The sequence below is a fragment of the Emticicia fontis genome (genome assembly GCF_054779675.1).
In genome coordinates this window covers 46,247-69,430 of sequence record NZ_BAAGXU010000018.1, presented here as the reverse complement: position 1 = coordinate 69,430, position 23,184 = coordinate 46,247, and the positions used below count along the sequence as shown (strand labels likewise).

The following is a 23,184-nucleotide window of genomic DNA, read 5'->3' as shown; positions in this document are numbered from 1 at the left end:
AAGGTTGTACGGCAGATGAAAAAAAACAACAAATTTTTTACAAAATCTTTCTCGCCCCTGCTCATTCGTTTGTTCAGACTTCCCGCACCTGAAAAGTAACGGAATTATCTATTACAAACTTAATATAAAAACTTATCTTTGCAAGCCAATCTAAATGAAAGTTTGATTAAAATCAGGATAGATTGTGCTTTTCTTAGATATGGTATTAACGAAATTCATATCTATTAGATTCATTACAGGTAATAAAGTTTAATTTTAACAATAATTATGAGTAAAGGGCTTCCAAAACGTAGTGAGAACTATTCTGAGTGGTACAACGAATTAGTTAAGCGAGCAGATTTGGCTGAAAATTCAGCGGTAAGAGGGTGTATGGTTATCAAACCATACGGGTTTTCAATCTGGGAAAAAATGCAACGTGCTTTAGACGATATGTTTAAAGAAACCGGGCATACCAATGCATATTTCCCGCTTTTTGTACCCAAAAGCCTGTTTGAAGCAGAAGAAAAGAATGCCGAAGGATTTGCCAAAGAATGTGCAGTAGTAACACATTATCGCTTGAAAACTAATCCTGAAAAGCCCGGTACACTCATGGTTGATCCGGAAGCTAAACTGGAAGAAGAACTGGTAGTAAGACCAACAAGTGAGGCCATCATCTGGAGTACTTATAAAAACTGGATACAATCTTACAGAGATTTACCTATACTAATTAACCAATGGGCCAATGTGGTTCGTTGGGAAATGCGTACGCGTATGTTTTTACGTACGGCAGAATTCTTATGGCAGGAAGGCCACACAGCCCACGCCACCAGCGACGAAGCCATAGCTGAAACCAAACAAATGCTGGATGTATATGCCACATTTGCAGAAGAATTTATGGCTGTGCCGGTAGTAAAAGGATATAAATCGGCTAACGAGCGTTTTGCAGGGGCAGAAGAAACGATGTGTATCGAAGCCATAATGCAGGATGGCAAGGCTTTACAGGCAGGTACTTCACATTTCTTAGGTCAGAACTTTGCTAAAGCATTTGATGTAAAGTTCCAGTCAAAAGAAGGTAAACTGGATCATGTCTGGGGCACTTCATGGGGTGTTAGTACCCGTTTGATGGGGGCTTTAATTATGGCACACTCTGATGATAACGGTCTGGTATTGCCTCCAAAATTAGCACCAATCCACGTAGTGATTGTGCCTATTTATAAAGGAGATGAAGATCTGGCTACTATCAAAGAGACCATTAATCCAATCATCAAAGAATTAAAATCTTTCGGCATCACCGTAAAGTTTGATGATAGCGATGCACAACGTCCGGGCTGGAAATTTGCTGAATACGAATTGAAAGGTGTACCTGTGCGTATGGCAATCGGTATGAGAGATTTACAGAATGGTGTGATTGAGGTAGCTCGCAGAGATAATTTAAGCAAAGAAACCCGTTCATTAGAAGGAGTTGCAACTTATGTAAAAGATTTGCTGAATGAAATTCAGGAAAATATCTACCAGAAAGCCTTGAATTTCAGAAAAGAAAATTCATTTGAAGTAAATACCTGGGAAGAATTCCAGGAGCAAATTGAAAAAGGTGGTTTCTTGCATTGCCACTGGGATGGCACTTCTGAAACAGAGGAAAAAATCAAAGAATTAACCAAAGCAACCATTCGTTGTATTCCTCTGGATGCAAAAGAAGAAGAAGGAACCTGTATCTTAACAGGCAAACCTTCAAGCAAACGTGTGATATTTGCGAGAGCTTATTGATCTTATTGATATTTGTGGGGCGAGCATCCTGCTCGCCTTGCTTTTTACAGGGTTTCTATCGCGATAAACCTCCAAGTTCTACGACACCGCGAACCTCCCGGTTCGCGCCACAAATTTATTTTGTCTTAAGCATTTCTCTGCGAAACTCCTCATGTTGTTTAATCAACAAGTCCAGTTTATTATGCAGGCTTCTGATTTCTTCTTCGGCTTTCTGGTTAATCTTTAAATCTTCTTTAGCTCGCTCTCTGTCTTTTTCCTCCTGCCGGTTCTGACTCATCATGATTACGGGTGCTTGCAAAGCAGCGATACAAGAAAGAATCAGATTTAGCAGAATAAAAGGATATGGATCGAATCCTTTATTGCTCAGCCAGAAGATATTAAAAGAAATCCAGATTACCAGGAAGCCCATAAATGATAAAATGAATGTCCAGCTACCGCCGAAATCGGCAATTTTATCGGCCATTCTATCGCCAAAGCTCAGGGGTTTATCTTCAGTTGTATTGAAAGGTTCGTTTGTCATAGTGATTGTTAATTTTAAGCCCGAAATTAGGAGTTTTTAATAAAATTTAAAACACAATAACAGAGGGCAAAACCCTCTGCTATTAGTCTAATCATGAAATTTAAAACTATGTCTATTAAAAAATAAATTATTCTTCAAGTGCCTGCGCAAATTTCTTGCGATAGAACACAAAAAATATCAACGGGAAAACAAAAAGCGTTAATAAGGTAGCTGTAACCAATCCACCAATTACTACTATTGCCAGCGGTTTAGAGGTTTCAGAACCAATACCTGTTGAAATAGCCGCAGGAATCAAGCCTATCATCGCCATCATGGCTGTCATAATTACCGGACGAACCCTTGAACGAACTCCCTCAAAAATGGCATCGTTCAATGTCATTTTATCATGCAGGTTTTTCTTGAAAACGGAAATCAGAATCACCCCATTCTGGATACATATACCAAACAAGGCAATAAAACCAATACCTGCCGAAATACTGAAATTGGTGTGAGAAATCAGCAATGAGGCTATTCCACCAATAATCGCAAAAGGCACATTAGTTAAAACCAGCGCGGCATCCTTGATATTACCAAACAGCACAAACAATATCAGGAATATGAGCAATAAGCTGATTGGTACAACCTGTGCCAGCCGGGAGGTGGCACGTTGTTGGTTTTCAAAATCTCCGGCCCACTTCATTTTATAGCCTTTGTCCAGTTTCACAACAGCATTTACTTTTTGCTGTGCTTCTGCAATTGCTGAACCCATGTCTCGGCCACGAATCGAGAACTTAACTCCAATAAAGCGTTGATTAGCCTCTCTGAAAATCAAGACCGGGCCAGTTTGTGAATAAATACGAGCCACACTTTTCAAAGGAATCTGGCTACCAACAGAAGTTGGAATCATCAGATTACCAATGGCATCTTCGTTGCTTCTGAACTGAGGTGCATAACGGATACGTAAATCAAAATGGCGTTCGTCTTCATAGATCTGCGTAGCAGCTTTACCACCAATAGCCATTTCAATTACAGCCTGTGCGTCAGCTTTATTAACACCATATAAGGCCAGTTTTTGCTCCTCTAACTCTATTCTTAGTTCAGGTTGTCCAATGTTTTTGATAACGCCTAAATCTTCAATCCCTTTTACTGTTTTCAGTTGGTCATATACCTGATCTGCTTTTTCCTCCAACGTTGGCAAATCCTGACCGTATATTTTCACAGCAATACTTCCTTTTACCCCAGATACTGCTTCTTCTACGTTATCCATGATGGGTTGAGAAAAATTAAACAATACACCCGGAAAGATTGCCAGTTTTTTATTCATCTGGTCTATCAATTCTTCTTTAGATATTTTACTTTTCCATTCTTCCTTTGGGTAGATATCTACCAGAAATTCAATATTATAGAATCCGGTCGGGTCAGTGCCGTCATTAGGGCGTCCGGTTTGAGAAATCACCTGTTTTACTTCAGGAAAAGTCTGGAAGATTGCTCTCATTTCCTGCGTTTGTTTCACAGACTCTTCCAAAGAAATATTCATCGGCATACTGGCTCTCACATAAATCGAACCTTCATTGAGTTCAGGCAAGAACTCAGTCCCTAAGAATTTGAAATTGAAAAAGCCAACTACTACTAATAATAAGGCCACTATCAGGCTTATTTTTTTGTGTTTATAAGTACGACTGAAAAATTTCAACGATTGTTTTTCAAGAAACTCGACGAATATATTATGCTTTTCTTTCACGTTTTTCTTCAACAGGATACTTGCCATCACTGGTACTAATGTCAGTGTAAAGATTAGCGCACCTAATAAGGCAAAACCTAATGTCCATGCCAATGGACTAAACATCTTGCCCTCTACTTTCTGGAAACTGAAAATCGGAATCAGACAGGTAATGATAATCGCTTTAGAAAAGAAGATGGCTTTACCTAATTCAGCGCCCGTTTTCTTTAATAAGCCTAATTTTGATAGTTTATTAAAGCGCTCCATACCGATTCTATGGGAGAGTTGGTCGAGCGTTACGAAAATCCCCTCTACCATTACCACCGCACCGTCAACAATAATCCCGAAATCAATCGCTCCCATAGAGAGCAGGTTGGCTGACATTCCTTTCAAACGCAAACAGATAAAAGCAAACAACAAGGCTAAAGGAATGATAATTGAAACCGTAATGGTAGTCCGCCAATCAGCCATGAACAAGAACACAATACAGGTTACAAAAATGATACCCTCCAATAAATTGTGAGTTACTGTATGTGTGGCAAAATGAATCAGATTTTCACGATTATAGAAAGTGTTAATCTTCACATCTTTAGGCAGAATGGTCGTATTGATTTCATCAATCTTCGCTTTTACCTTTTCAATTACCTCACTAGGGTTCTCCCCTTTTCTCATTACAATAATACATTCCAGCACATCGCTTCTTTTATCTCTACCAGCCTGTCCTAATCTTGGTAATGCCGACTCAGATACATTTGCAACGTTTCTTACATAGATAGGTACGCCATTATAGTTTTTTATCACAATATTCTCTATGTCTTTTACGCCTTTCAACAAACCTATCCCTCTCACCACATACGCTTCTGAATTTTTTACGATTACATCACCACCTACATTGATATTGGCATTAGAAACTGCCTGATACAATTGGATTGGCGTAATATCATAATCCAATAATCGACGGGGATCTGCTGAAATCTCATAGGTTTTCACCTCTCCACCAAAGCTCACCACATCAGCCACACCCGGTACACTTTTCAGGTTACGTTCTACTACCCAATCCTGCAAGGTTTTTAATTCTCTCACACTTTTGGTCGGACTATCAAGCGTATATCTGAAAATCTCTCCTGTAGGGCCATAAGGAGGTTCTACTTCAGGATTAGCCCCATCCGGTAAATCTATTTCGCGCAAGAGGTTATTTACCTGTTGGCGTGCAAAGGGGTCATCTACTTCATCTTCAAACATTACTTTTACCACCGACAAACCAAAAACAGTGGTTGAACGGATGTCAGTTTTTTTCTGAACCGGATTTAAGCCAATTTCCAGAGGGATAGTTACAAATTTCTCCACCTCTTCGGCACTTCTTCCGGGCCATTGGGTAATGATGGTTATCTGTGTATTGGTTACATCGGGGAATGCTTCAACGGGTGTGTTCTGGTAGCTGATAAAGCCTGCTACGACAGCCAGCAATGTCATGAAAAATATGAAGTATTTATTTTTCAACGAAAACGCCAGGATATTTTTTATGAATTTGTTCATGGTATCAGCGATTTAGCGGGGTCTTTAGGTATAGTAAGCTTATAGTCCTGCTATTAACAAAAGGCCTCATTTGTTCTGAATTTGGAATAAAATACTGATTGTGATTCTGATTGCGCTTTAGTTAGTTAAAGCCTGATAAATCAGGAGTTGATTATCAGTTATCACCTTTTCATTCGGCGATAAACCACTATTCAGATAAACCGTGTCACCAGTTGTTTTATACACATCCACAGGTTTTACCACTAAATCCTTCTCATTCTGCAATACCACAACAAAATTCTGGCTCTTATCAAAAATAATTGCCTTGGCAGGAATTGCCACTTTCTGGTCGGTTCCGGCATATTCCAGATGTACATTCGCAAACATCTCCGGTTTCAGGAAGAAATTCTTATCGTTGTTGGTAAGTACTATTCTCACTTGCTCGGTTTTAGAATCCGGATCCAGTACATTGAATATCTTATCAATTTTGCCTTTAAAAACCTTATTCGGATAAGCCAAAGTAGATATATCAGCATTATAGCCCAGTTTTACATTTGCCAGATCAGTTTCGTAAACATTGGCTAAAACCCAGACCTGATCCAGGTTACTGATAGTAAAGAGATTTTCAGGATTATCAGAACGTAATTCCATACCGGGAGCGGCTTTTTTCTCTACCACATAGCCTCCAACCGGAGCTTTTATAATATATACAGAGCCATTACCACCTAAGATGTTCTGACGCTCAGTTACACGGGTCAATTCCCCCTTAGCCGCTTCTAATTGTTCTTGCGCAGCCACTAAATCTTTCTGAGAGGCTAAGCCCGATTTAGACATATCTTCGGCCACTTGTGCGTTCTTGTGTGCTACCGATAATTGCGAACGGGCAGTAATCGCTTGTTGTTGTAAATCAGCCAAATCGCCACTTCTGATTACAGCCAGTATTTGTCCTTTTTGCACATAATCACCCAATTCCACTTTTACATCTTCTATGTTTCCACCCACCAATGGGAATACCTTTACTACTTTATCTTCGTTGAATTGAATCTTTCCTGTCAGGCTCAAATCGTTGGCAACTGTTTTAATTTCCGCTGTTTCAGTTACCAGCCGTTTCATTTGTTCAGGTGTCAGCCCTGATGCATTTTCAACGCTATCCTTTTTATCCTCAGCTTCCGACTTAGTACAAGAAGAGAATCCTAATGCTGATATAAAGGTTAGACCAGCAATGATACCTATATTGAATATTTTAAGCGTTTTCATTGTCCTGCTGTTTTAAATTTCATTGTTATTTTATAAATAATAGACTTTTGGAATTGAGTGAATGAGTGATTTAGTGATTATTTTTAATCCTGATATGAAAGAGCAAGACCCAGAAGTACTCCTAATGGCTAAATCACTCATTCACTAAATCACTAAATCACTAAATTATCACTTTCCCAACTGCATAATTCAAATCCTCAAAGGCTTTCATGCGGTTGCTTTGTAGTTGGTTGAACTGGATAACAGTATTCTTATACGAATCAAAGAAATCTATAAACTCAACTACATCTATGTTTCGTTTTTTATAGTTTAATATTACCCCATCAATCAGGTTCGAGAAATCTGTAGCAAAACGGCTATCAAAGGTCTGATACATTTTATCTGCCTGTATCGCTTTGTTATACGAAGTAATTACACTCTGTTGTACTTGCAGTTGATATGCCTGCAAAGTTTTCTGTACACTTTGTGTTCTGATTCTGGCAGCTTCTATATTGCCCTGGTTTTTATTAAAGAAAGGCAGATTAATAGAGGCCCCCAGACCCAAATAGTTTGTTATATAGCCTCCGTTGCGGTCGTAGGTTAACTGTAAAGTAACATCCGGTTTTGCCAGTGCCTTTTGCAAGAGCAGGTTTTGGTTTTCCAGTTTTACACCAGTTTTTATTACATTCAGATCACTGCGGTTTTCTTCGGCCTGTGTAATTAAATCACCAATTTTGAGTTGATTCAGGTTTACACCAGTTACATTGGCATCAGCTACAAAGTACCTTCCCAGATTATTGGTAAGCACATTCAAATCTGACTGGTCATCGGCGATTGTTGCTAAAATCTCTTGTTTTTCAGCATTGAGGTTAAAAAGGTATGCTTTCAGACGAGCCAGATCTTTTAAGGGCACATTCCCTTTATCAAACTGTTGCTGATAGAGACTAACTGTTTCCTGAAGCGTTTCAATTTCTTCGCCATATACTTTTAATTTCTCTTGTTGGTAGTAAAGATCATAAAAAGTAGTACGAAGCGCATATTGCAAATCTCTCAGCAAAGCCAACAATTGATTCTGAACCTGCTCTGTGGTTAAACGAGCTAATTCAGTTCTTTTGGTTCTTTTGCCGGCCACTTCCAACAATTGTTGGTACTGTACAACTTGCTGTGCATTGTTTTTTCCAAATCCCCCCACCTCCTTTCTCTGTGTATTGTAAGGCATGGTTTCTACATACAGATTCGGGTTTGGTTTCAGGCTTGCCTGCAATTCATAAGCTTTGCTCTCGCTGATGCCCATTTTTGCTGCAACTACCTGGAGGTTTTTTTGAGTAAATTCTTGTTCTGCCTGCGGTAATGTCAACCGGAGTGTGTCTTGCGATAATGCAAGGCGGGGTGCTAGAAGGCAAAGCCATAAAAGGGTGTAGTGAATGCGTTTCATTGTCTTCATTTTGATGCAGCAAAGTTGATTTATAATAATTATACTGATATTAAACAAGTATTAAAAGAAGATTAAAGCAAAACCTACATCAATAAAACATTGAATATCAATACCTTATAATTTAATAACGAGATTAAAATTGCATTTTTCCAACATACACCCTCAAAAATAAAAACAATTGCAGAACTTTGCGGATTATATATTTGTCACAATTATAAAAATAGTCAGTTTATTAATTTAGATATAGACAAAAAAATACAATTATGGTAAAATCAGGCGATACAGTACAGGTACATTATAAAGGTTCATTAAGCGACGGAACGGTTTTTGATAGTTCAGAAGGTCGTCAGCCATTACAGTTTACAGTCGGCAGTGGCATGGTTATTCCGGGTTTTGATTCAGGCGTAACAGGCATGGAAATCGGAGATAAGAAAACTGTTTTTATTCCGGCAGCAGAAGCTTATGGCCCGGTACAAGAAGAAATGATTTTCACTTTCAACCGTCTGGAGATTCCGGATAATATTCCTTTGGAGATCGGCGGAACTTTGAATATGCACAACGGACAACAGGCGATTCCGGTAATTATTAGAGAAATCACAGCTACCAAGGTTAAATTAGATGCTAACCATGAACTGGCTGGAAAAGATTTGATTTTTGAGATTGAACTGGTGAGTGTAAGATAATATATTCCTCAGGTTTCCACTTCACAAAAAGGAGGAAACCTGAATTTAAAAAGAATCATTCAGTAAAATGGGAATGGGATTAGGTCTTTTGAAAGAGACATTCATTGCTTTGCTCCATGAATATACCTCCGATAATCAGGTAGTGAACACTTATTGGAGTGAAATAGAAAAAGCCTATATGAGTAAAGATCGCCATTATCATACATTGGCGCATTTGGAAAATATGCTCAAAGAACTGATTGAGGTACGCAATGAAATCAATGATTGGAACACCGTTTTATTTTCCTTGTATTATCATGATATCGTCTATAATGTTCTGAAAAATAATAATGAAGAACTAAGTGCCGCAATAGCGCAAAAAAGAATGGAATCCATTCAAATCCCCGGCTTGATTATCGAAAATTGTTACCAACATATTATTGCCACCCAAAAGCATATCTTATCTGAAAATAGGGATACCAATTATTTCCTTGATGCAGACCTTTCTATTCTGGGCAAAGATTGGGTTTCGTATCAGGAATATACACAAAGAGTCAGAAAAGAATATAGTATCTACCCTGATTTAGTGTATAAACCTGGCAGAAAAAAAGTATTAAATCATTTTCTGGATATGCAAAGAATATTCAAAACTGATTATTTTTACAATAAATATGAATCAAAGGCCAAACAAAATTTATCTCGCGAAATAACGCTTCTTTAAGGATAAATTGCTCATTTCCTTATTATTGGCTTCATTTCTCTTTTCTTAATTTCCTATTGAGTCTTTCTTATCAAAGGTGCAACCCTCTGGTCGTTTTCGAACGTCTTTCAAACAAAACACAGATAGATTGCTAGTGAATTTAGCATCTAGTTCATATCTTATTCGAATGCTTAAAAGGTAGATTGTTTTTTATATAATCGTTAGTTTGAAAGGCTGTTCAGTTTGAGCAGCTTTTTTTGTATAAATTGATTACCCTCCTTTTTCTACTCAGGATTGTTTTTTTGATAATTGCCTGATTTTGAAGATATTTGCTTAAGATTAATCTAACTCATAGCTATTTTGTGAAAAACATCTACCTCAAAACAATACCTCTGCTATTGTTGAGCATGGGCCTTTATGCGCAGGATAAAACTGCTTTTGGTCTTTCAGCCATTTACAATTTCCCGTTGCAAACAGTTGGAGCAGGGTTTAGGATCCAGATGCCTGTAGCCAATAGATTAGCCCTGGTTCCACAAATCAAATACATGCCGGCATTCAATAATATTCATGAGGCTTATGGGGGCATTAATCTGCATTATTTTATTTTAAACAATACCTTTTCGCTCGGCACCCGAAAGTACGTAAACCCCAGGCGCCCAGTTTTATATCTGGCTGCCGGAGTAGAATATAATAAATGGCTCAATTACGAGAAAACACTAAATAAAAAAGCAAAGTCGGATAATATATTGCCAGAGGCAGGATTAGGTTTATCAATCGGCGGGAATTTTATAAGAATATTCGCAGAAGGTAAATACAACATTTTCTGGAAAGAAAGCTATGGAGAAATAGGGGTATTATTTTTCCCCTTTAATGACCGATTAGCACATAGAAACGACTGTCCCAAACCTTAAATGTTTTTTATTAATGAAACATATCAACATTCTAATACTATCAGTTTTTTTATTAGCAATTGCCTGTTCTAAAGACAGAACAATTTTGCTTGAAGAGGAAACAAGCCCTACTCTGGTAGAACAAAAAGATAAATTTGTATCACCTACCAACTCCAGTTTTGATAAGCTGGGAACACAACCCGAGAAAAAGACGATAAAAAGTGATAATGATTTACCATTTATAGGTAAACAAGGCACCAGAGTATGGCTTTATACGAGAGATTTGAAATTCCCTGATGGTGGTGCTATCACCTATCCATTTGATATTGAATTGCTTGAATTGTTTAGCCCAAAAGATATGATTCTGCACCAGATGCCAACGGTATCTAACGGACGCTTATTAACTACGGCCGGCGAGGTTTTGATTAAGGCTTATAAGAATGGACAGGAATTAACCGTGAGTAGAATCAATAGTACTCAGATAAATGTGCCGGCAAAAAGTGGAAGAATAGATGGGTTTATGGATTTATTCTATGGTGAAGAAACAAAAGCCGGATTTATCAACTGGGTTCAGGCAGATACCTCAAGGGTTCCGGGAGTAGGAAATGGAGGCACTATTTTTGGCCAGAATGAGAGGTATACAATTTTCCCAAGCCGCATTGGCTGGATCAACTGCGATAAGTTCTATTATTTCACAGAAGCTAAAACAGCTATAACATTTACTTCAGCCAACCCTTCAATAGATAAAATTCTTATATTTTTATATTTCCCCGATTTACAGTCGGTCATGCAGGTATACGGCGGCATTTCAGGACAAGTTCCGGTGGGTAGAAATGTAAAAATGATAGCTTTTGCTATCACAGAAGATGAACAATACTATTCTTTTCTACAAGAGACAGTAGTACAGGATAAGCAAAAAACAGAGATAAAACTTACCCCCACTACCAAAGAAGATTTAATGAAATATCTGGATGGGTTATAAGAGGAACTTGTTTAAAATTAATTTTATCAATAAGATTGCTTGTAGAGTTGGTCGAAAATGTCACTCGCGACCTGTAAAGAATAATTTTTATGTTCGTGCAGACTTATTAGGATTCCTAGGAAATAATTGTTCTCCGAAAAGTTTGGCTAAAGCCAAATTGGATTCTGGTAATTTAGTAACCACCAGCTAAAGCAGGTAGCAATTGATTCAATAGCCCCCAGCTTTAGCTGGGGTAAATGCGGAAAATTATCCTGATTGGCTTTAGCCAAATTTAGTATTTATGGGAACGGTTATTTCTTGAAACCTAATTAGTCTGCACTTGAAAGATGACATTTCCATTGTTATTTTAGACGGCGACCGCACGGCGGACCATTTCAGTCGCTGGCACTTTGGAATAATGTTAAACAAGTTCGAGATATAAAAAGCTGAATTTTATACCCAATATAATTTTAAAACATATTCATAAAGAAAGTTCCACAGCATTATGGAATTATGCTTTAAATTTACCATTTCAACTATTGATAAGATGCCAAAATATTTAGTGCTTTTTTTGCTATTTTTAAGCTCATTGGCTTATGCGCAAACTAAAATTAATTTATCTGATTTTAGGCAATCGAAAGATGTAAAGGCTAAAATTGAACAAGAGCTATTGTCTGTGTCGTGGGCTTCGGGCAAGGATGAAAAAGCAAAAATTGTGATTAATCTTGCAAAGGATAAACCGCTTATCAAAAGCCTTCAACTCATCAAATCGAATGTGGTTAAGGAACTCATGGCAGACCTTGACCCAGCTTTTCTTTTGACCGTTGGCAAAAGAGATTTAATATCACAAAATGGATGGAACATTTTTTTTGATAAAACAAATAAAAAGCCATTTCAGAGATTTGCAGTAGAAATGATTAAAAATGAAGCAACTGTTATTTCAGATGGTAACAGGACTATTGTAAAAATCGGAAAATTAAGTGCCGGCAATTTTACGGGAAACCTTGAAATAACGCTTTATAACAATAGCCCATTGATGAACTTTGCGGCTGTAATGTCTACCGAAATAGATTCTACTGCTATTTTATATGATGCAGGATTATTGAATAAAGGAAAACTTTGGAAAAATATTTCGTGGCGAAACACTGCCGACCAGTTACAAGCCACATCACCTGCACGCAAAGACACCGTTACACCTTTGGCGGTCAAATACAGAACAATTGTTGGCAATAATGAAGCTGGCAGTGTGGCTGTATTCCCGGCACCACATCAATATTTTTATCCCCTGGACGAAGCATTCAATCTAAGCTTTACATGGTTTGGTCAGAATTATGCTAATTTATTTGCAGATTATGGTTTAGGGATTCGCCAAGATTTGAATGGGGATAACCGTTATGTACCCTGGTTTAATGCACCGCCACAAACACAACAGAGACTTAATTTTTACTGCTTATTGAGTACCGAAACCGCAGAAAAGGCAATTGAAGAAGTTAAAAAATTCACGCACAGCGATAGGTACAAACCTCTGGCACATTATAAAACGATGTCGAGCCACTTCCATAATGAATATGTGATGAACAATATCATTCCCAAAAAGGAAGAAAAAGGAACGCCCGTTTTTGTAGATGTGTTCAAAAATACGGGGATAAACATTGTGCATCTGGGAGAGTTTCACTATACAGCACACCCAAAAGGACCTGACAGCTTACGTTTGAAAGAATTAAAAGCTTTGCATGATATGTGCAGTAGGTTTTCTGACAAAAAATTCCTTTTGCTGCCAGGTGAAGAGCCAAATGAGTTTTATGGAGGGCATTGGTTGAGTTTTTTTCCAAAACCAGTCAATTGGATTATGGCTAGAAGCCCGGAAAAACCCTTTTTTACACAAGACGCTGTTTATGGAAAAGTATATCGTATTGCTAACAAGGCTGAAATGCTAAAACTCCTCGAATTGGAGAATGGCCTGGCCTGGACAGCCCATGCCCGTACAAAAGGTTCAACGGGCTATCCTGATAAATACAAAGAAGAAGATTTTTATAAATCAGACCGCTTTATGGGAGCAGCCTGGAAAAACATTCCTGCCGATTTATCCACTCCAAAAATTGGTAAACGAGTATTAGACTTAATGGATGATATGGCTAATTGGGGCTTACGGAAGCACGTAATTGCCGAATCTGATATTTTTACCATTCGTCCAGAAAATGAAATGTATGCGCATTTAAACGTGAATTACCTACAAATGGAAACGCCACCGCAGTATAAAGATGGTTGGCAACCCGTTTTAGATGCCATGCAAAACGGAAAATTCTTTGTTTCAACAGGAGAAGTATTGTTGCCCGAATTTACTGTAAATGGAAAACGTAGTGGCGAAACAATTACCCTGAATGATAAAAATGCAAATGCAGAAATTATTGTAAAAGGAGATTGGACTTTCCCTTTAAATTTTTTAGAAATCGTAACGGGAGACGGGAAAAGCGTGTTCAGAGAAAAAATAAATTTGAATTATACCTCAGCCTTCGGCAGCGAAACCTTTAAAGTAAAAACAAACTTAAAAGGAAAAAAATGGATAAGGGCTGAGCTTTGGGATGTAGCTACCAACGGGGCTTTTACGCAGCAGATTTGGATTGAGTAAGCCAATTTTCTAATGATATTCAGGCGGTGAAGCAGTGAGGGAATAATTTTACCTAATAGAATTTATATCGAATAAACTAAGAGTATCTTTAAAAATTATACTCCCTAAATACCTACTCAGAAATATTTTCAAAAAATATTTCAAAAAACGCTTGACTCTTACCTTACGTCATAGCCTATGTTTGCATAGTCAATCAAAAATGACAGCAAATGTTAAATTATTCTGTACAAAAAATGGCAAAACTGGCGGGTGTAAGTGTACGTACCTTACATCTCTATGACCAGATGGGTTTACTGAAACCATCTATCCGTACCGAGGCCGGGTACAGATTATATGGCGAAAAGGAACTATTAAGATTACAGCAGATTCTTTTTTACAAAGAATTGGATTTCCCTTTGAAAGAAATCCATAGTATTCTAGATAACCCTGATTTCGATCTGGTTGAAGCCCTACTCAACCATAAGGAATCCTTACAAAGCCGAAAAGACAGAATAAACACGCTACTGGAAACGATTGACAAAACAGTTAATCATTTAAAAACAGGAACGATTATGTTAAAACCAGAAGAATTATATGAAGGCTTAAGCAAAGAAACTGCCGATGCCTATAGAACAGAAGCCTCAAAGAAATATGGCTTGGAAGCGGTAGAGCATTCAGAGAAAGCCTTAGGCAAAATGACCAAAGAGCAGTTTGAAGCATTGAAAGGCGAATTGAAAAACAATGCTAATGCCTTATTCGCTTTAAAAGATGAAGATGCAACCCATGCACAAGTACAAAATCTGATTGCACGCCATTATGAAATTATCAGAATTTTCTGGGGTACCGCAGGGGCAGGCGATAAGCAGGCAGAGGCTTACAAGGGGCTCGGGCAATTATATGTGAGCGATGAACGATTCACCACAATAGATGGTGTTTCTCACCCTGAATATGCATTATTTTTAAGTAAAGCCATGGCACATTTTGCCGATACGCAACTGAAATAATAGCCTGATTTAAAGAGAATATCTGCCATAGATATTCTCTTTATTATACAAAAGTCTTTATTTTTCTGGCAAAATCAACCACTTTCTTACCCCATTATCTCACTTCTGATAAGGTCATTAATAGCCTCAAAAATCTTGTCGCAAATAGCCCTTTTATTGGCGTATTTACCCTCTGCCTGTCTAATTTCTTTGCCGTAAATTTGTATAGTAATCAGGAAGTAAAAATAAGCCAGATGATTACCCAATCCATTTAACAACACATAAACAATCAACACAATGGCAACGAAAATTTTTGTAAACCTACCAGTAAAAGACCTTCAAAAATCAATCGAGTTTTTCACAAAACTAGGTTACTCGTTCAATCCGCAATTTACCGACGAAAACGCTACCTGCATGATTATTGAAGAGGGTAGCATTTATGCCATGCTTCTGACGCATAAGCATTTTAAATCATTTATCGACAAAGACATTACTGATGCAACTCAATCGACTGAAGTAATTCTTTCTTTGGAAATGCCAGGTAAAGAGAGTGTAGATGAAATCGTTAAAAAAGCGATTGAAGCTGGTGGAACTAAATACAGAGACCTGACAGACATGGGCTGGATGTATCAGGATAGTTTTGCTGACCTTGACGGACATAAATGGGAAGTTTTCTGGATGGATCCAAACGGCTATCCACAAGAAACACAAGAATAATTTTCAAGTATCTACACACCTTTAGTGCTAAGCACTACCACAACACTTTTTTAAAACATATACTTTTAATTTTTTAAATACGACAAACATGAAAAAAAATAAAATCATTTTCTGGGTAGCTACAACCATTATTTTCTTATGGGAAGGTGTAATGCCTGCCTTAACGTCTCAGACTGAACTGGCAAAAGAGGGCATCAACCATTTGGGTTATCCTGCCTATTTTGGAGTAATGTTGACAGTTTATAAAGTCTTGGGTTCGTTAGCCATTATACTACCAATGGTTCCGGCAAAAATCAAAGAATGGGCTTATGCAGGGCTTAGCTTTACTTTGCTTTCGGCATTCATCAGCCATTGGGCCATAGATGGCTTTAATGCACAGACCCCGTTTCCGCTTTTTATTTTAGCCATCCTGATCGTTTCTTATGTGTATTACAATAAACTTAAAGAGCCTGTAACACATGGAAAAGTATCATTTGCCTGACGATATTTCAGCGATGTATATAACCGCCAGTTCGTTTCCTGATGGAGTGCTGGCGGCACATCAAAAATTGCATAGCCTAGTACCAAGAGAAGATTCAGCTGAAAGAAAATACTTCGGCATTTCTTTCCCGATTGATGGCACAATTATCTATAAGGCTTGTGCAGAAGAACTGACCCTTGGTGAAGCTGAGGCTTTAGGTTTAGAGACCTACCTTATCAGAAAAGGAGAATACACAAGCATTGATATTCATGATTATATGAAGGACGTGTCGGGGATTGGAGATGCCTTCAATACCTTACTAGAAAACCCAAGTATAGACCCTCACGGTGCTTGTATAGAATGGTATAGGAATGATGAGGTGGTGAAATGCATGGTCAGGCTAGCAGATTAAGAAAAGCATATTTAAGCGCACACACCCATACAAAATCATGAAATAAGAAAGGCGAACATCGTGTTCGCCTTTCATTTTATACTTCTTATACTAAAGTTTTCCCTTTCTCAATCGCTTTGTCCAGGCCACTTAGGTCACTTCCACCGGCGGTTGCAAAGTAAGGTTGTCCACCACCACCACCTTTCATTTCTTTGGCCAGTTCTTTTACGATATTTCCTGCATGAAGGTTTTTGTCTTTCATAACGCCTTCATCAATGATTACAGCTAATTGCGGCTTCCCTCCTATTTCTGCACCAAGTACGCCATAGAAATTATTTACCTGATTTCTCAACTCAAAAGCCAGTTGTTTCAAAGCATCAGCAGATGGTACGGTAACTTTGGCAGTTAATACATTTATACCATTGATAGCTTCTATTTTTTCAAGCAATTGTTTTTTCAAATCCTGTAATTTCTCGTTTTCCAGCATTTCTACTTTTTTCTGTAAAGCGGCTTTATCAGCAAGTAGGTTTTCGATAGCTTTTACCAGATCAGCCGGGTTTTTCAATAAAGAAGCGATTTCATCTCTTACTTTCAAATCTTCTTTAATTTTCTCAATGGCTTTTTCACCTGTCAAAGCTTCTACTCTTCGTACACCAGCAGCTACCGAACCTTCTGAAACAAATTTGAAAATACCAATCTGACCAGTTGATGGCACGTGCGTACCACCGCATAATTCAACCGAGAATTGTGGGTCAAAAATAACTACGCGAACGAAGTCTCCATATTTCTCACCAAATGTTGCCGTAGCACCCAAAGCAATGGCCTCATTAATTGGCATATTTACCTTAGTGTCTAAGGCAATATTCTGACGGATTTTCTCATTTACAATGTCTTCAATCTTTGCTAGCTCTTCGTCAGTAACCTTAGCAAAGTGCGAGAAGTCAAAACGCGTTACGCTATCATCCTGATAAGAGCCCTTCTGTACGATATGCCCACCTAATACCTGACGCATAGCCGCCAACATTAAGTGCGTAGCCGTATGGTTAGCCATGATTTTACCATGACGAGCAGCATCTACATGCGCTAATACCGTTTTGGCATCATTGAGCAATTCTTCTAAATTTTTATCTCTTGAAATATGGATAAACAAATCGTTTTCTTTTTTGGTATCCGCGATATTAATCGCATGATTACCAATCACGATTGTTCCGGTATCACCAACCTGACCACCCATTTCAGCATAGAAAGGTGTGCGATCTAATACAATATGATATTCTTCGCCTGCTTTGGTTTTTACCTTGCGGTATTTTACAATCTGTGCCTCAGCCGATAATTGCTCATATCCTACAAACTCAAATTCATCACCTTCATTGAGTTCTACCCAATCAGTAGCCTCTTTAGCAGAGTCTTTCTTCGAAAGGTCTTTTTGTACTTGTAAGGCTTTGTTATATCCTTCTACATCAACCGTAAGCCCATTTTCCTTAGCGATAAGCGCAGTTAAATCTTGCGGAAAACCATAGGTGTCACTCAATTCAAAAACTTGCTCACCAGCTATCACTTTTCCATTGGTACTACTCATAATCACATCCAAGCGTTTCAAACCTGTTTCCAGCGTACGTAAGAAAGTTTTTTCCTCTTCTTCAATTACTTTACCTACAAACTCTTGTTGTGATTTCAATTCAGGAAAAACATCAGCAAACTGTTCAGCTAATACGGGCACCAGTTTATTCATGAATGGCTCTTTAAACCCTAAATATGAATAACCATAACGGACCGCACGACGAAGAATACGGCGGATAACGTATCCGGCTTTATTGTTTGAAGGCAATTGTCCATCAGCGATAGTAAATGCCACAGCACGTATGTGGTCAGCGATTACACGCATGGCTACATCTACATAAGAATCAGATGAAAGTGTACCATTCTCGCCATATTTCTTGCCAGACATTTCTTCCAATACAGTAATTGTATTCTGGAAAATATCTGTGTCATAATTCGACTGTTTACCTTGAATAGCCATACATAGGCGCTCAAAGCCCATACCTGTATCTACGTGTTTGGCAGGCAATAAAACCAACGATTTGTCAGCTTTGCGTTCAAACTGCATAAATACATTATTCCAGATTTCAATTACCTGAGGATGGTCATTATTCACCAATTCCTTTCCACTTTTCTGGTCTACTTCTTCCTGGCTACGTAAATCTATATGTATTTCGGAACAAGGGCCACATGGGCCTGTGTCACCCATTTCCCAGAAATTATCTTTTTTGTTTCCTAAAATAATGCGGTTTTCATCGCCTATCAATTCTTTCCATATATCAAAAGCTTCCTGATCGAAAGGTACATTATCTTCTTTGCTACCTTCAAAAACCGATACATAGATTCTGTCTTTAGGTAATTTATATACCTCAGTCAATAATTCCCATGACCATGCCAGCGCTTCTTTTTTGAAATAATCACCAAAAGACCAGTTGCCCAGCATCTCGAACATGGTATGGTGATAGGTATCAAAACCTACATCTTCCAGGTCATTATGTTTACCACTAACCCGAAGACATTTTTGAGTATCCGCAATACGTTTGGCGGGCGGTGTACCATTACCTAAGAAAAAATCTTTAAACTGCGCCATACCCGAGTTATTGAACATGAGGGTTGGGTCGTTTTTTGCCACCAATGGAGCCGAAGGTACTATCAAGTGCCCTTTACTACGGAAAAAGTCTAAAAAAGCCTTACGAATTTCGTGAGAAGTCATATCTGCGTTTGATAAATTAGTGAATGTGCGAATGAGTGAATTAGTGATTAAGTGGCTATCGCCACGACACAGGAATCCATCCATTCTATTGTCGAAATCAAGAAAGATAAATCTTACTTGATTTCCCTCCTCGATAAATATTTTGCTTTATTTATTGAGGGTGCAAATTTAGTCTAAATTATAGACTATTTGAAGTGTTCTTTTAATAAAACGCAATAGTTATACTGAAAAGGAGATATAAAAGAACTTAAGTCGCTGAATCCGCAGCTTTATGAAAAGAAGTAGTATTCAAATGCGCAATAATAACCGGCATAATCTTCTCTAAAACTGGCTTGGGCATTTGATGCCCCATGCCTTCTACCCAAAGCATTTTTGCCTCTGGTATTTTAGGCGCATAAATTGTCGCATGAATCGGTGGAATCAATGGGTCTTCTGTGCCATGAATCACAAGTGTTGGTGCTTTGATTCTGGATAGTTCATGCAAACGAGAGCCCGAAGCAGCAATGCCACAAAACTGCTGGAATCTGGCTCTGGGATTCTGCCCTTTTCGATTCTCTATACCTTCCGTAAAAATCGTTCTTAAGTGATTATGATTGAACGGAAAAGTTTTGCCGTTGAGCCTCCGATATGTTTTCACATAATTCTCAACCGTAATGGCAGGAAACACCAATTTGCTTTTGATACTAAAATTTCTGAGAAAAAAAGGAATCATGCGTACAAATGGTTTTCCTCTGAAGAATGGCACAGTCTGAGGGTCAAGAATAAAACCGGAAGACATAATAGAAACAAGACATAATACTCTATCAGCATAAGAAATAGCGATACGCTGGGCAATCATCCCACCCATCGAAACACCTATAATATGTGCTTTGGCAATAGAAAGATAGTCGAGTAATTCTATGCTATCTTTTGCCATATCCTCTAAGGTATAAGGTTTTTTCCGGTGCCAGGTATCATTCATCCAGGTTGATAAGCCAATATCTCTGTTATCAAACCGGACGACGTAATAGCCTGCTTCAACCAAAGGCTCAATAAAGTCATTGGTAAACATGATACTCTGGGCATCCAGGCCCATTATCAGCAGAATGGCAGGATTTTTCTGATGACCAAAAGTTTCAAAATAAATTTCAATTGTATTACAGGGGGCTTTGCCTGTTAAAGTTGGTTTCATAGGAATTTATAACAGCTAACGAGTAATTTAAATTATTCAGGTAGAAAAATATAGAATCATGTCTTTACTTATTCTTCTCAAAATTCTTCAAAAATTCAGCTCTATCCGTAATATTGGTTAAGAATGCCTGTTCTATGGCAAGACCTTGTTCTAATGTTTTTGCAAAACCTTCATTGTAAAGATGCTTCATAGCAGCTATTGTCTGAGCTGAGTTTTGTAAAATCTCATTCGCTAATTCAAAAGCGGTTTCTTCCAGTTTTTCTAGAGGGAGTGCCCTGTTAACTAAGCCGATGCGTTCAGCTTCTTTACCTGTGATTGGTTTAGCCGTAAATGATAGTTCTTTGGCTTTCAATATGCCTACCAATTTGGGTAGCCTTTGTGTCATACCCCATTTAGGTAATATTCCCCATTTCGTATGTGTATCTCCTAATTTAGCATCTTCGGCGGCCAGAATCAAATCAAAAAACATCATCAGTTCTGTCGCTCCTGTATAGCAATGTCCGTGTATCAAAACAATACCGGGTTGAGGCATAGTTTGCAGTAGATGCGCTATGTCATTGCCATCTTGCAGAATATCCGATGCTTTGAATTGCCCATCCTGTATACCTTCATTCAGGGCTTTTAAATCAACACCAGCTGAAAATGCTCTGCCAGCCCCTTTAACAATCACTACTTTTATATCTGTTCTTTTTGATATATCTGTCAGCGCCTGCTTTAATTCTTTCACCATTAATGGTGTCAGCGCATTTAAAGCTGCGGGTCTGTTTAAAGTAATAATAGCAATTGCTTCTTTCTCTTCTACGATTATATCCTGATACTCCATATTTGTTAGTTTATATACAAATGTAGGTGATTTTAATAGGCTTGCATACGGCTTTGGATGAAAATATGGTTTACAAAATACCGTTAGAAAATTTTCTTCCTATAAATAAAATATACAACTAAGAATTTAGTTATATTTGTAGACTAAATAAAAAATCTATGAAAAACCTATTTTGCCTATTATTATTTATCTCCTTTTTCTCCCTGGGGCAACAAAAAGTGTTGAAAGCTAAAGATTTCGAAAGAGATGTATTTCCATCAAAAATTACCAAAGATGGCAAGAGTACTATAATCGAATCTACAAATCCATATAAATCTCTAAATAACCCTATACTCGATGATGAGAAGAATTATACAGTTATTTTAGAAGTAGAAAATAAGCGGCTGCAGTATGATTTTTACAAATTTGCACGCGAACGCCAGGTAAGATTTAATGAATTAAACGAAACTAAGAGTGTGCCTGTTGAATTTATGGTTCAACCTAATGGGGTTATTGACTATTTTGTTTACGGGTGGCAAGGTCCAATAAGAATTAACAATAAAGCTATTAGTGATAGCTTAAACCCTGAGTTTGAGCAAAAATTAGTTGCTATAGCAGATGATTTTTGTAAAAACTACAAATTCCCTGGTCACTATAGTAAAGAAAAGTTTAGAATTGGTTTTTTACTCAATTTTGACCTTACACCCAAAAAGCCAAGCAAAATGTTTATCTATAATCTGGCAATTGCCGAGGCTTGTGATAAACCCGACACCGTAAAAACATTGATGCTGAATGGCTTAAGATTAGAGTCATTTCCGATGGTAGCATTTAAATTTAAAAATCTTGAGAAATTAGATTTGTCTGGCAACTACATTGAAAAAATCCCTAAATCTGTCTCTAAAATCAAGAACCTGAAATTTTTGAGTATCAGTAATAATCCTATCAACAACAACAAGCTCAGGTTTAAGAAGAACACTCACATTAAAGACCTGAATCTGCAATACACTGGTATTCCTTATGTACCGCGAAGTCTATCAAAGAATCGAAAGCTTGAAGTACTATTCTTAGGCAACAATCGTTTTATAAGCTTTAGAAAGCGCGACTTTAAAAAGATGGATAACCTGAAAGCACTAAATCTCTATAATGCAAGATTATCAGAACTGCCAATGAATGTAACTAAGTTACCGAATCTGGAAGAACTGGATTTATATTATAACGACATCAAGCAATTGCCAAATGAAATATGTGATATGCCCAAACTAAAAACTCTGGCAGTGTCAAATAATGAGCTTTGGAATTTGCCCGCGCATATCGCAAAAATCAAGACATTAGAGACTCTTTATGCTCATCATAATAGGCTGAATGAGCTGCCTACCCTACCTGATTTAAAGTTGCTACATATAGGGCATAATATGTTTAAGACAGTACCAGAAAAGGTATATGCCTTAGATAATCTGGTTGAGATTGATATAAGCAGGAATCAGATTATGGAAGTGCCGGTTCAGCTAAGAAAGTTTGAAAAATTACAAAGAGTCTTTTTTGGCGGAAATGATTTTGACAGAATTGCGGAGAAGAAAGAAGAATTAGCTAAATTGGTGACAGATTTAGAGAAAAAAGATATTCTAGTACGTTAATGAAGCTTTTCTATACAACCAACGAAGTTGCAGATATTCTGGGTGTTACGGCCTCAAAGATTCGGTTTTATGAAAAAAAATTCAAGTTGAGATTTGAACGTAATGGCCGCGACCGGAAGATTACTCAAAAAGATATTGAAAAACTTCGGGAGATTATAGAGGTAAAAAGCAAAGGTACCCTGACCCTGAAGGGTACCGAACGGAAGATTAATAAAAAGACAGACCTCAATAAAAGCAAAAGCGCTCTGAAAACCAGATTGCTGACTATCAGAGCGTTTTTACACGATACCTTGAAAGAACTTTAG

At 37.8% G+C, this 23,184-nt stretch carries 19 protein-coding genes; 12 read left to right on the top strand and 7 right to left on the bottom strand.

What is annotated here, in order from left to right:
• Window positions 1-267: 267 nt before the first annotated feature.
• Entirely contained in the window at window positions 268-1,743 is a 1,476-nt protein-coding gene (proS, locus tag ACYVFA_RS10710) for a proline--tRNA ligase (protein ID WP_460471808.1), read from the top strand.
• Between the two features lie 115 nt (window positions 1,744-1,858).
• Here proS and ACYVFA_RS10705 read toward each other — a convergent pair whose 3' ends face one another.
• From ACYVFA_RS10705 to ACYVFA_RS10690, 4 genes are all read right to left on the bottom strand, one after another.
• On the bottom strand, window positions 1,859-2,263 hold the full coding sequence (locus ACYVFA_RS10705) for a DUF1003 domain-containing protein (protein WP_460471807.1): 405 nt from the start codon (window positions 2,261-2,263) through the stop codon (window positions 1,859-1,861).
• A 127-nt stretch (window positions 2,264-2,390) separates the two neighbouring features.
• A complete protein-coding gene (locus ACYVFA_RS10700) occupies window positions 2,391-5,498 on the bottom strand; it encodes an efflux RND transporter permease subunit (RefSeq protein ID WP_460471806.1) in 3,108 nt (1,035 codons plus the stop codon).
• Between the two features lie 117 nt (window positions 5,499-5,615).
• Window positions 5,616-6,734, bottom strand: a complete 1,119-nt coding sequence (locus ACYVFA_RS10695; protein ID WP_460471805.1) for an efflux RND transporter periplasmic adaptor subunit — start codon at window positions 6,732-6,734, stop codon at window positions 5,616-5,618.
• 160 nt (window positions 6,735-6,894) lie between these two features.
• On the bottom strand, window positions 6,895-8,148 hold the full coding sequence (locus ACYVFA_RS10690) for a TolC family protein (RefSeq protein WP_460471804.1): 1,254 nt from the start codon (window positions 8,146-8,148) through the stop codon (window positions 6,895-6,897).
• Between the two features lie 263 nt (window positions 8,149-8,411).
• On the opposite strand from ACYVFA_RS10690, the gene ACYVFA_RS10685 reads away from it, so the two are divergent.
• The 9 genes from ACYVFA_RS10685 to ACYVFA_RS10645 all read left to right on the top strand — a co-directional run bounded on the left by ACYVFA_RS10685 (window position 8,412) and on the right by ACYVFA_RS10645 (window position 16,541).
• Window positions 8,412-8,831 (top strand): FKBP-type peptidyl-prolyl cis-trans isomerase, encoded by a 420-nt coding sequence (locus tag ACYVFA_RS10685; RefSeq protein ID WP_460471803.1) that lies wholly within the window; start codon window positions 8,412-8,414, stop codon window positions 8,829-8,831.
• A gap of 73 nt (window positions 8,832-8,904) precedes the next feature.
• Window positions 8,905-9,531: an HD domain-containing protein gene (locus ACYVFA_RS10680; protein WP_460471802.1), complete on the top strand. Its 627-nt coding sequence runs from the start codon at window positions 8,905-8,907 to the stop codon at window positions 9,529-9,531.
• A gap of 341 nt (window positions 9,532-9,872) precedes the next feature.
• Window positions 9,873-10,421: a hypothetical protein gene (locus tag ACYVFA_RS10675; RefSeq protein ID WP_460471801.1), complete on the top strand. Its 549-nt coding sequence runs from the start codon at window positions 9,873-9,875 to the stop codon at window positions 10,419-10,421.
• Between the two features lie 13 nt (window positions 10,422-10,434).
• Window positions 10,435-11,382, top strand: a complete 948-nt coding sequence (locus ACYVFA_RS10670; protein WP_460471800.1) for a hypothetical protein — start codon at window positions 10,435-10,437, stop codon at window positions 11,380-11,382.
• Window positions 11,383-11,908: 526 nt separating this feature from the next.
• Window positions 11,909-13,990, top strand: coding sequence for a CehA/McbA family metallohydrolase domain-containing protein (locus ACYVFA_RS10665; protein ID WP_460471799.1), 2,082 nt, complete (start codon window positions 11,909-11,911; stop codon window positions 13,988-13,990).
• Window positions 13,991-14,199: 209 nt separating this feature from the next.
• A complete protein-coding gene (locus ACYVFA_RS10660) occupies window positions 14,200-14,973 on the top strand; it encodes a MerR family transcriptional regulator (protein WP_460471798.1) in 774 nt (257 codons plus the stop codon).
• A 276-nt stretch (window positions 14,974-15,249) separates the two neighbouring features.
• A complete protein-coding gene (locus ACYVFA_RS10655; RefSeq protein WP_460471797.1) occupies window positions 15,250-15,669 on the top strand; it encodes a VOC family protein in 420 nt (139 codons plus the stop codon).
• A gap of 88 nt (window positions 15,670-15,757) precedes the next feature.
• Window positions 15,758-16,150 carry a DoxX family protein gene (locus ACYVFA_RS10650; protein WP_460471796.1) on the top strand — a complete coding sequence of 131 codons (393 nt, stop codon included), beginning with the start codon at window positions 15,758-15,760 and terminating at the stop codon, window positions 16,148-16,150.
• Entirely contained in the window at window positions 16,128-16,541 is a 414-nt protein-coding gene (locus tag ACYVFA_RS10645) for a transcriptional regulator (RefSeq protein ID WP_460471795.1), read from the top strand. Before ACYVFA_RS10650 ends, ACYVFA_RS10645 begins: the two co-directional genes overlap by 23 nt.
• A gap of 85 nt (window positions 16,542-16,626) precedes the next feature.
• Here the strand turns inward: ACYVFA_RS10645 and alaS are convergent, their stop codons facing one another.
• The 3 genes from alaS to ACYVFA_RS10630 all read right to left on the bottom strand — a co-directional run bounded on the left by alaS (window position 16,627) and on the right by ACYVFA_RS10630 (window position 21,266).
• Window positions 16,627-19,272: an alanine--tRNA ligase gene (gene alaS, locus ACYVFA_RS10640; RefSeq protein ID WP_460471794.1), complete on the bottom strand. Its 2,646-nt coding sequence runs from the start codon at window positions 19,270-19,272 to the stop codon at window positions 16,627-16,629.
• A 247-nt stretch (window positions 19,273-19,519) separates the two neighbouring features.
• Window positions 19,520-20,443 (bottom strand): alpha/beta fold hydrolase, encoded by a 924-nt coding sequence (locus ACYVFA_RS10635; RefSeq protein ID WP_460471793.1) that lies wholly within the window; start codon window positions 20,441-20,443, stop codon window positions 19,520-19,522.
• Window positions 20,444-20,507: 64 nt separating this feature from the next.
• On the bottom strand, window positions 20,508-21,266 hold the full coding sequence (locus ACYVFA_RS10630) for an enoyl-CoA hydratase/isomerase family protein (RefSeq protein WP_460471792.1): 759 nt from the start codon (window positions 21,264-21,266) through the stop codon (window positions 20,508-20,510).
• 158 nt (window positions 21,267-21,424) lie between these two features.
• Here ACYVFA_RS10630 and ACYVFA_RS10625 point away from each other — a divergent pair, with 158 nt between their 5' ends.
• Entirely contained in the window at window positions 21,425-22,879 is a 1,455-nt protein-coding gene (locus ACYVFA_RS10625; protein ID WP_460471791.1) for a leucine-rich repeat domain-containing protein, read from the top strand.
• Window positions 22,879-23,184 carry a helix-turn-helix domain-containing protein gene (locus tag ACYVFA_RS10620; protein ID WP_460471790.1) on the top strand — a complete coding sequence of 102 codons (306 nt, stop codon included), beginning with the start codon at window positions 22,879-22,881 and terminating at the stop codon, window positions 23,182-23,184. The genes ACYVFA_RS10625 and ACYVFA_RS10620 overlap by 1 nt, the downstream gene beginning before the upstream one ends.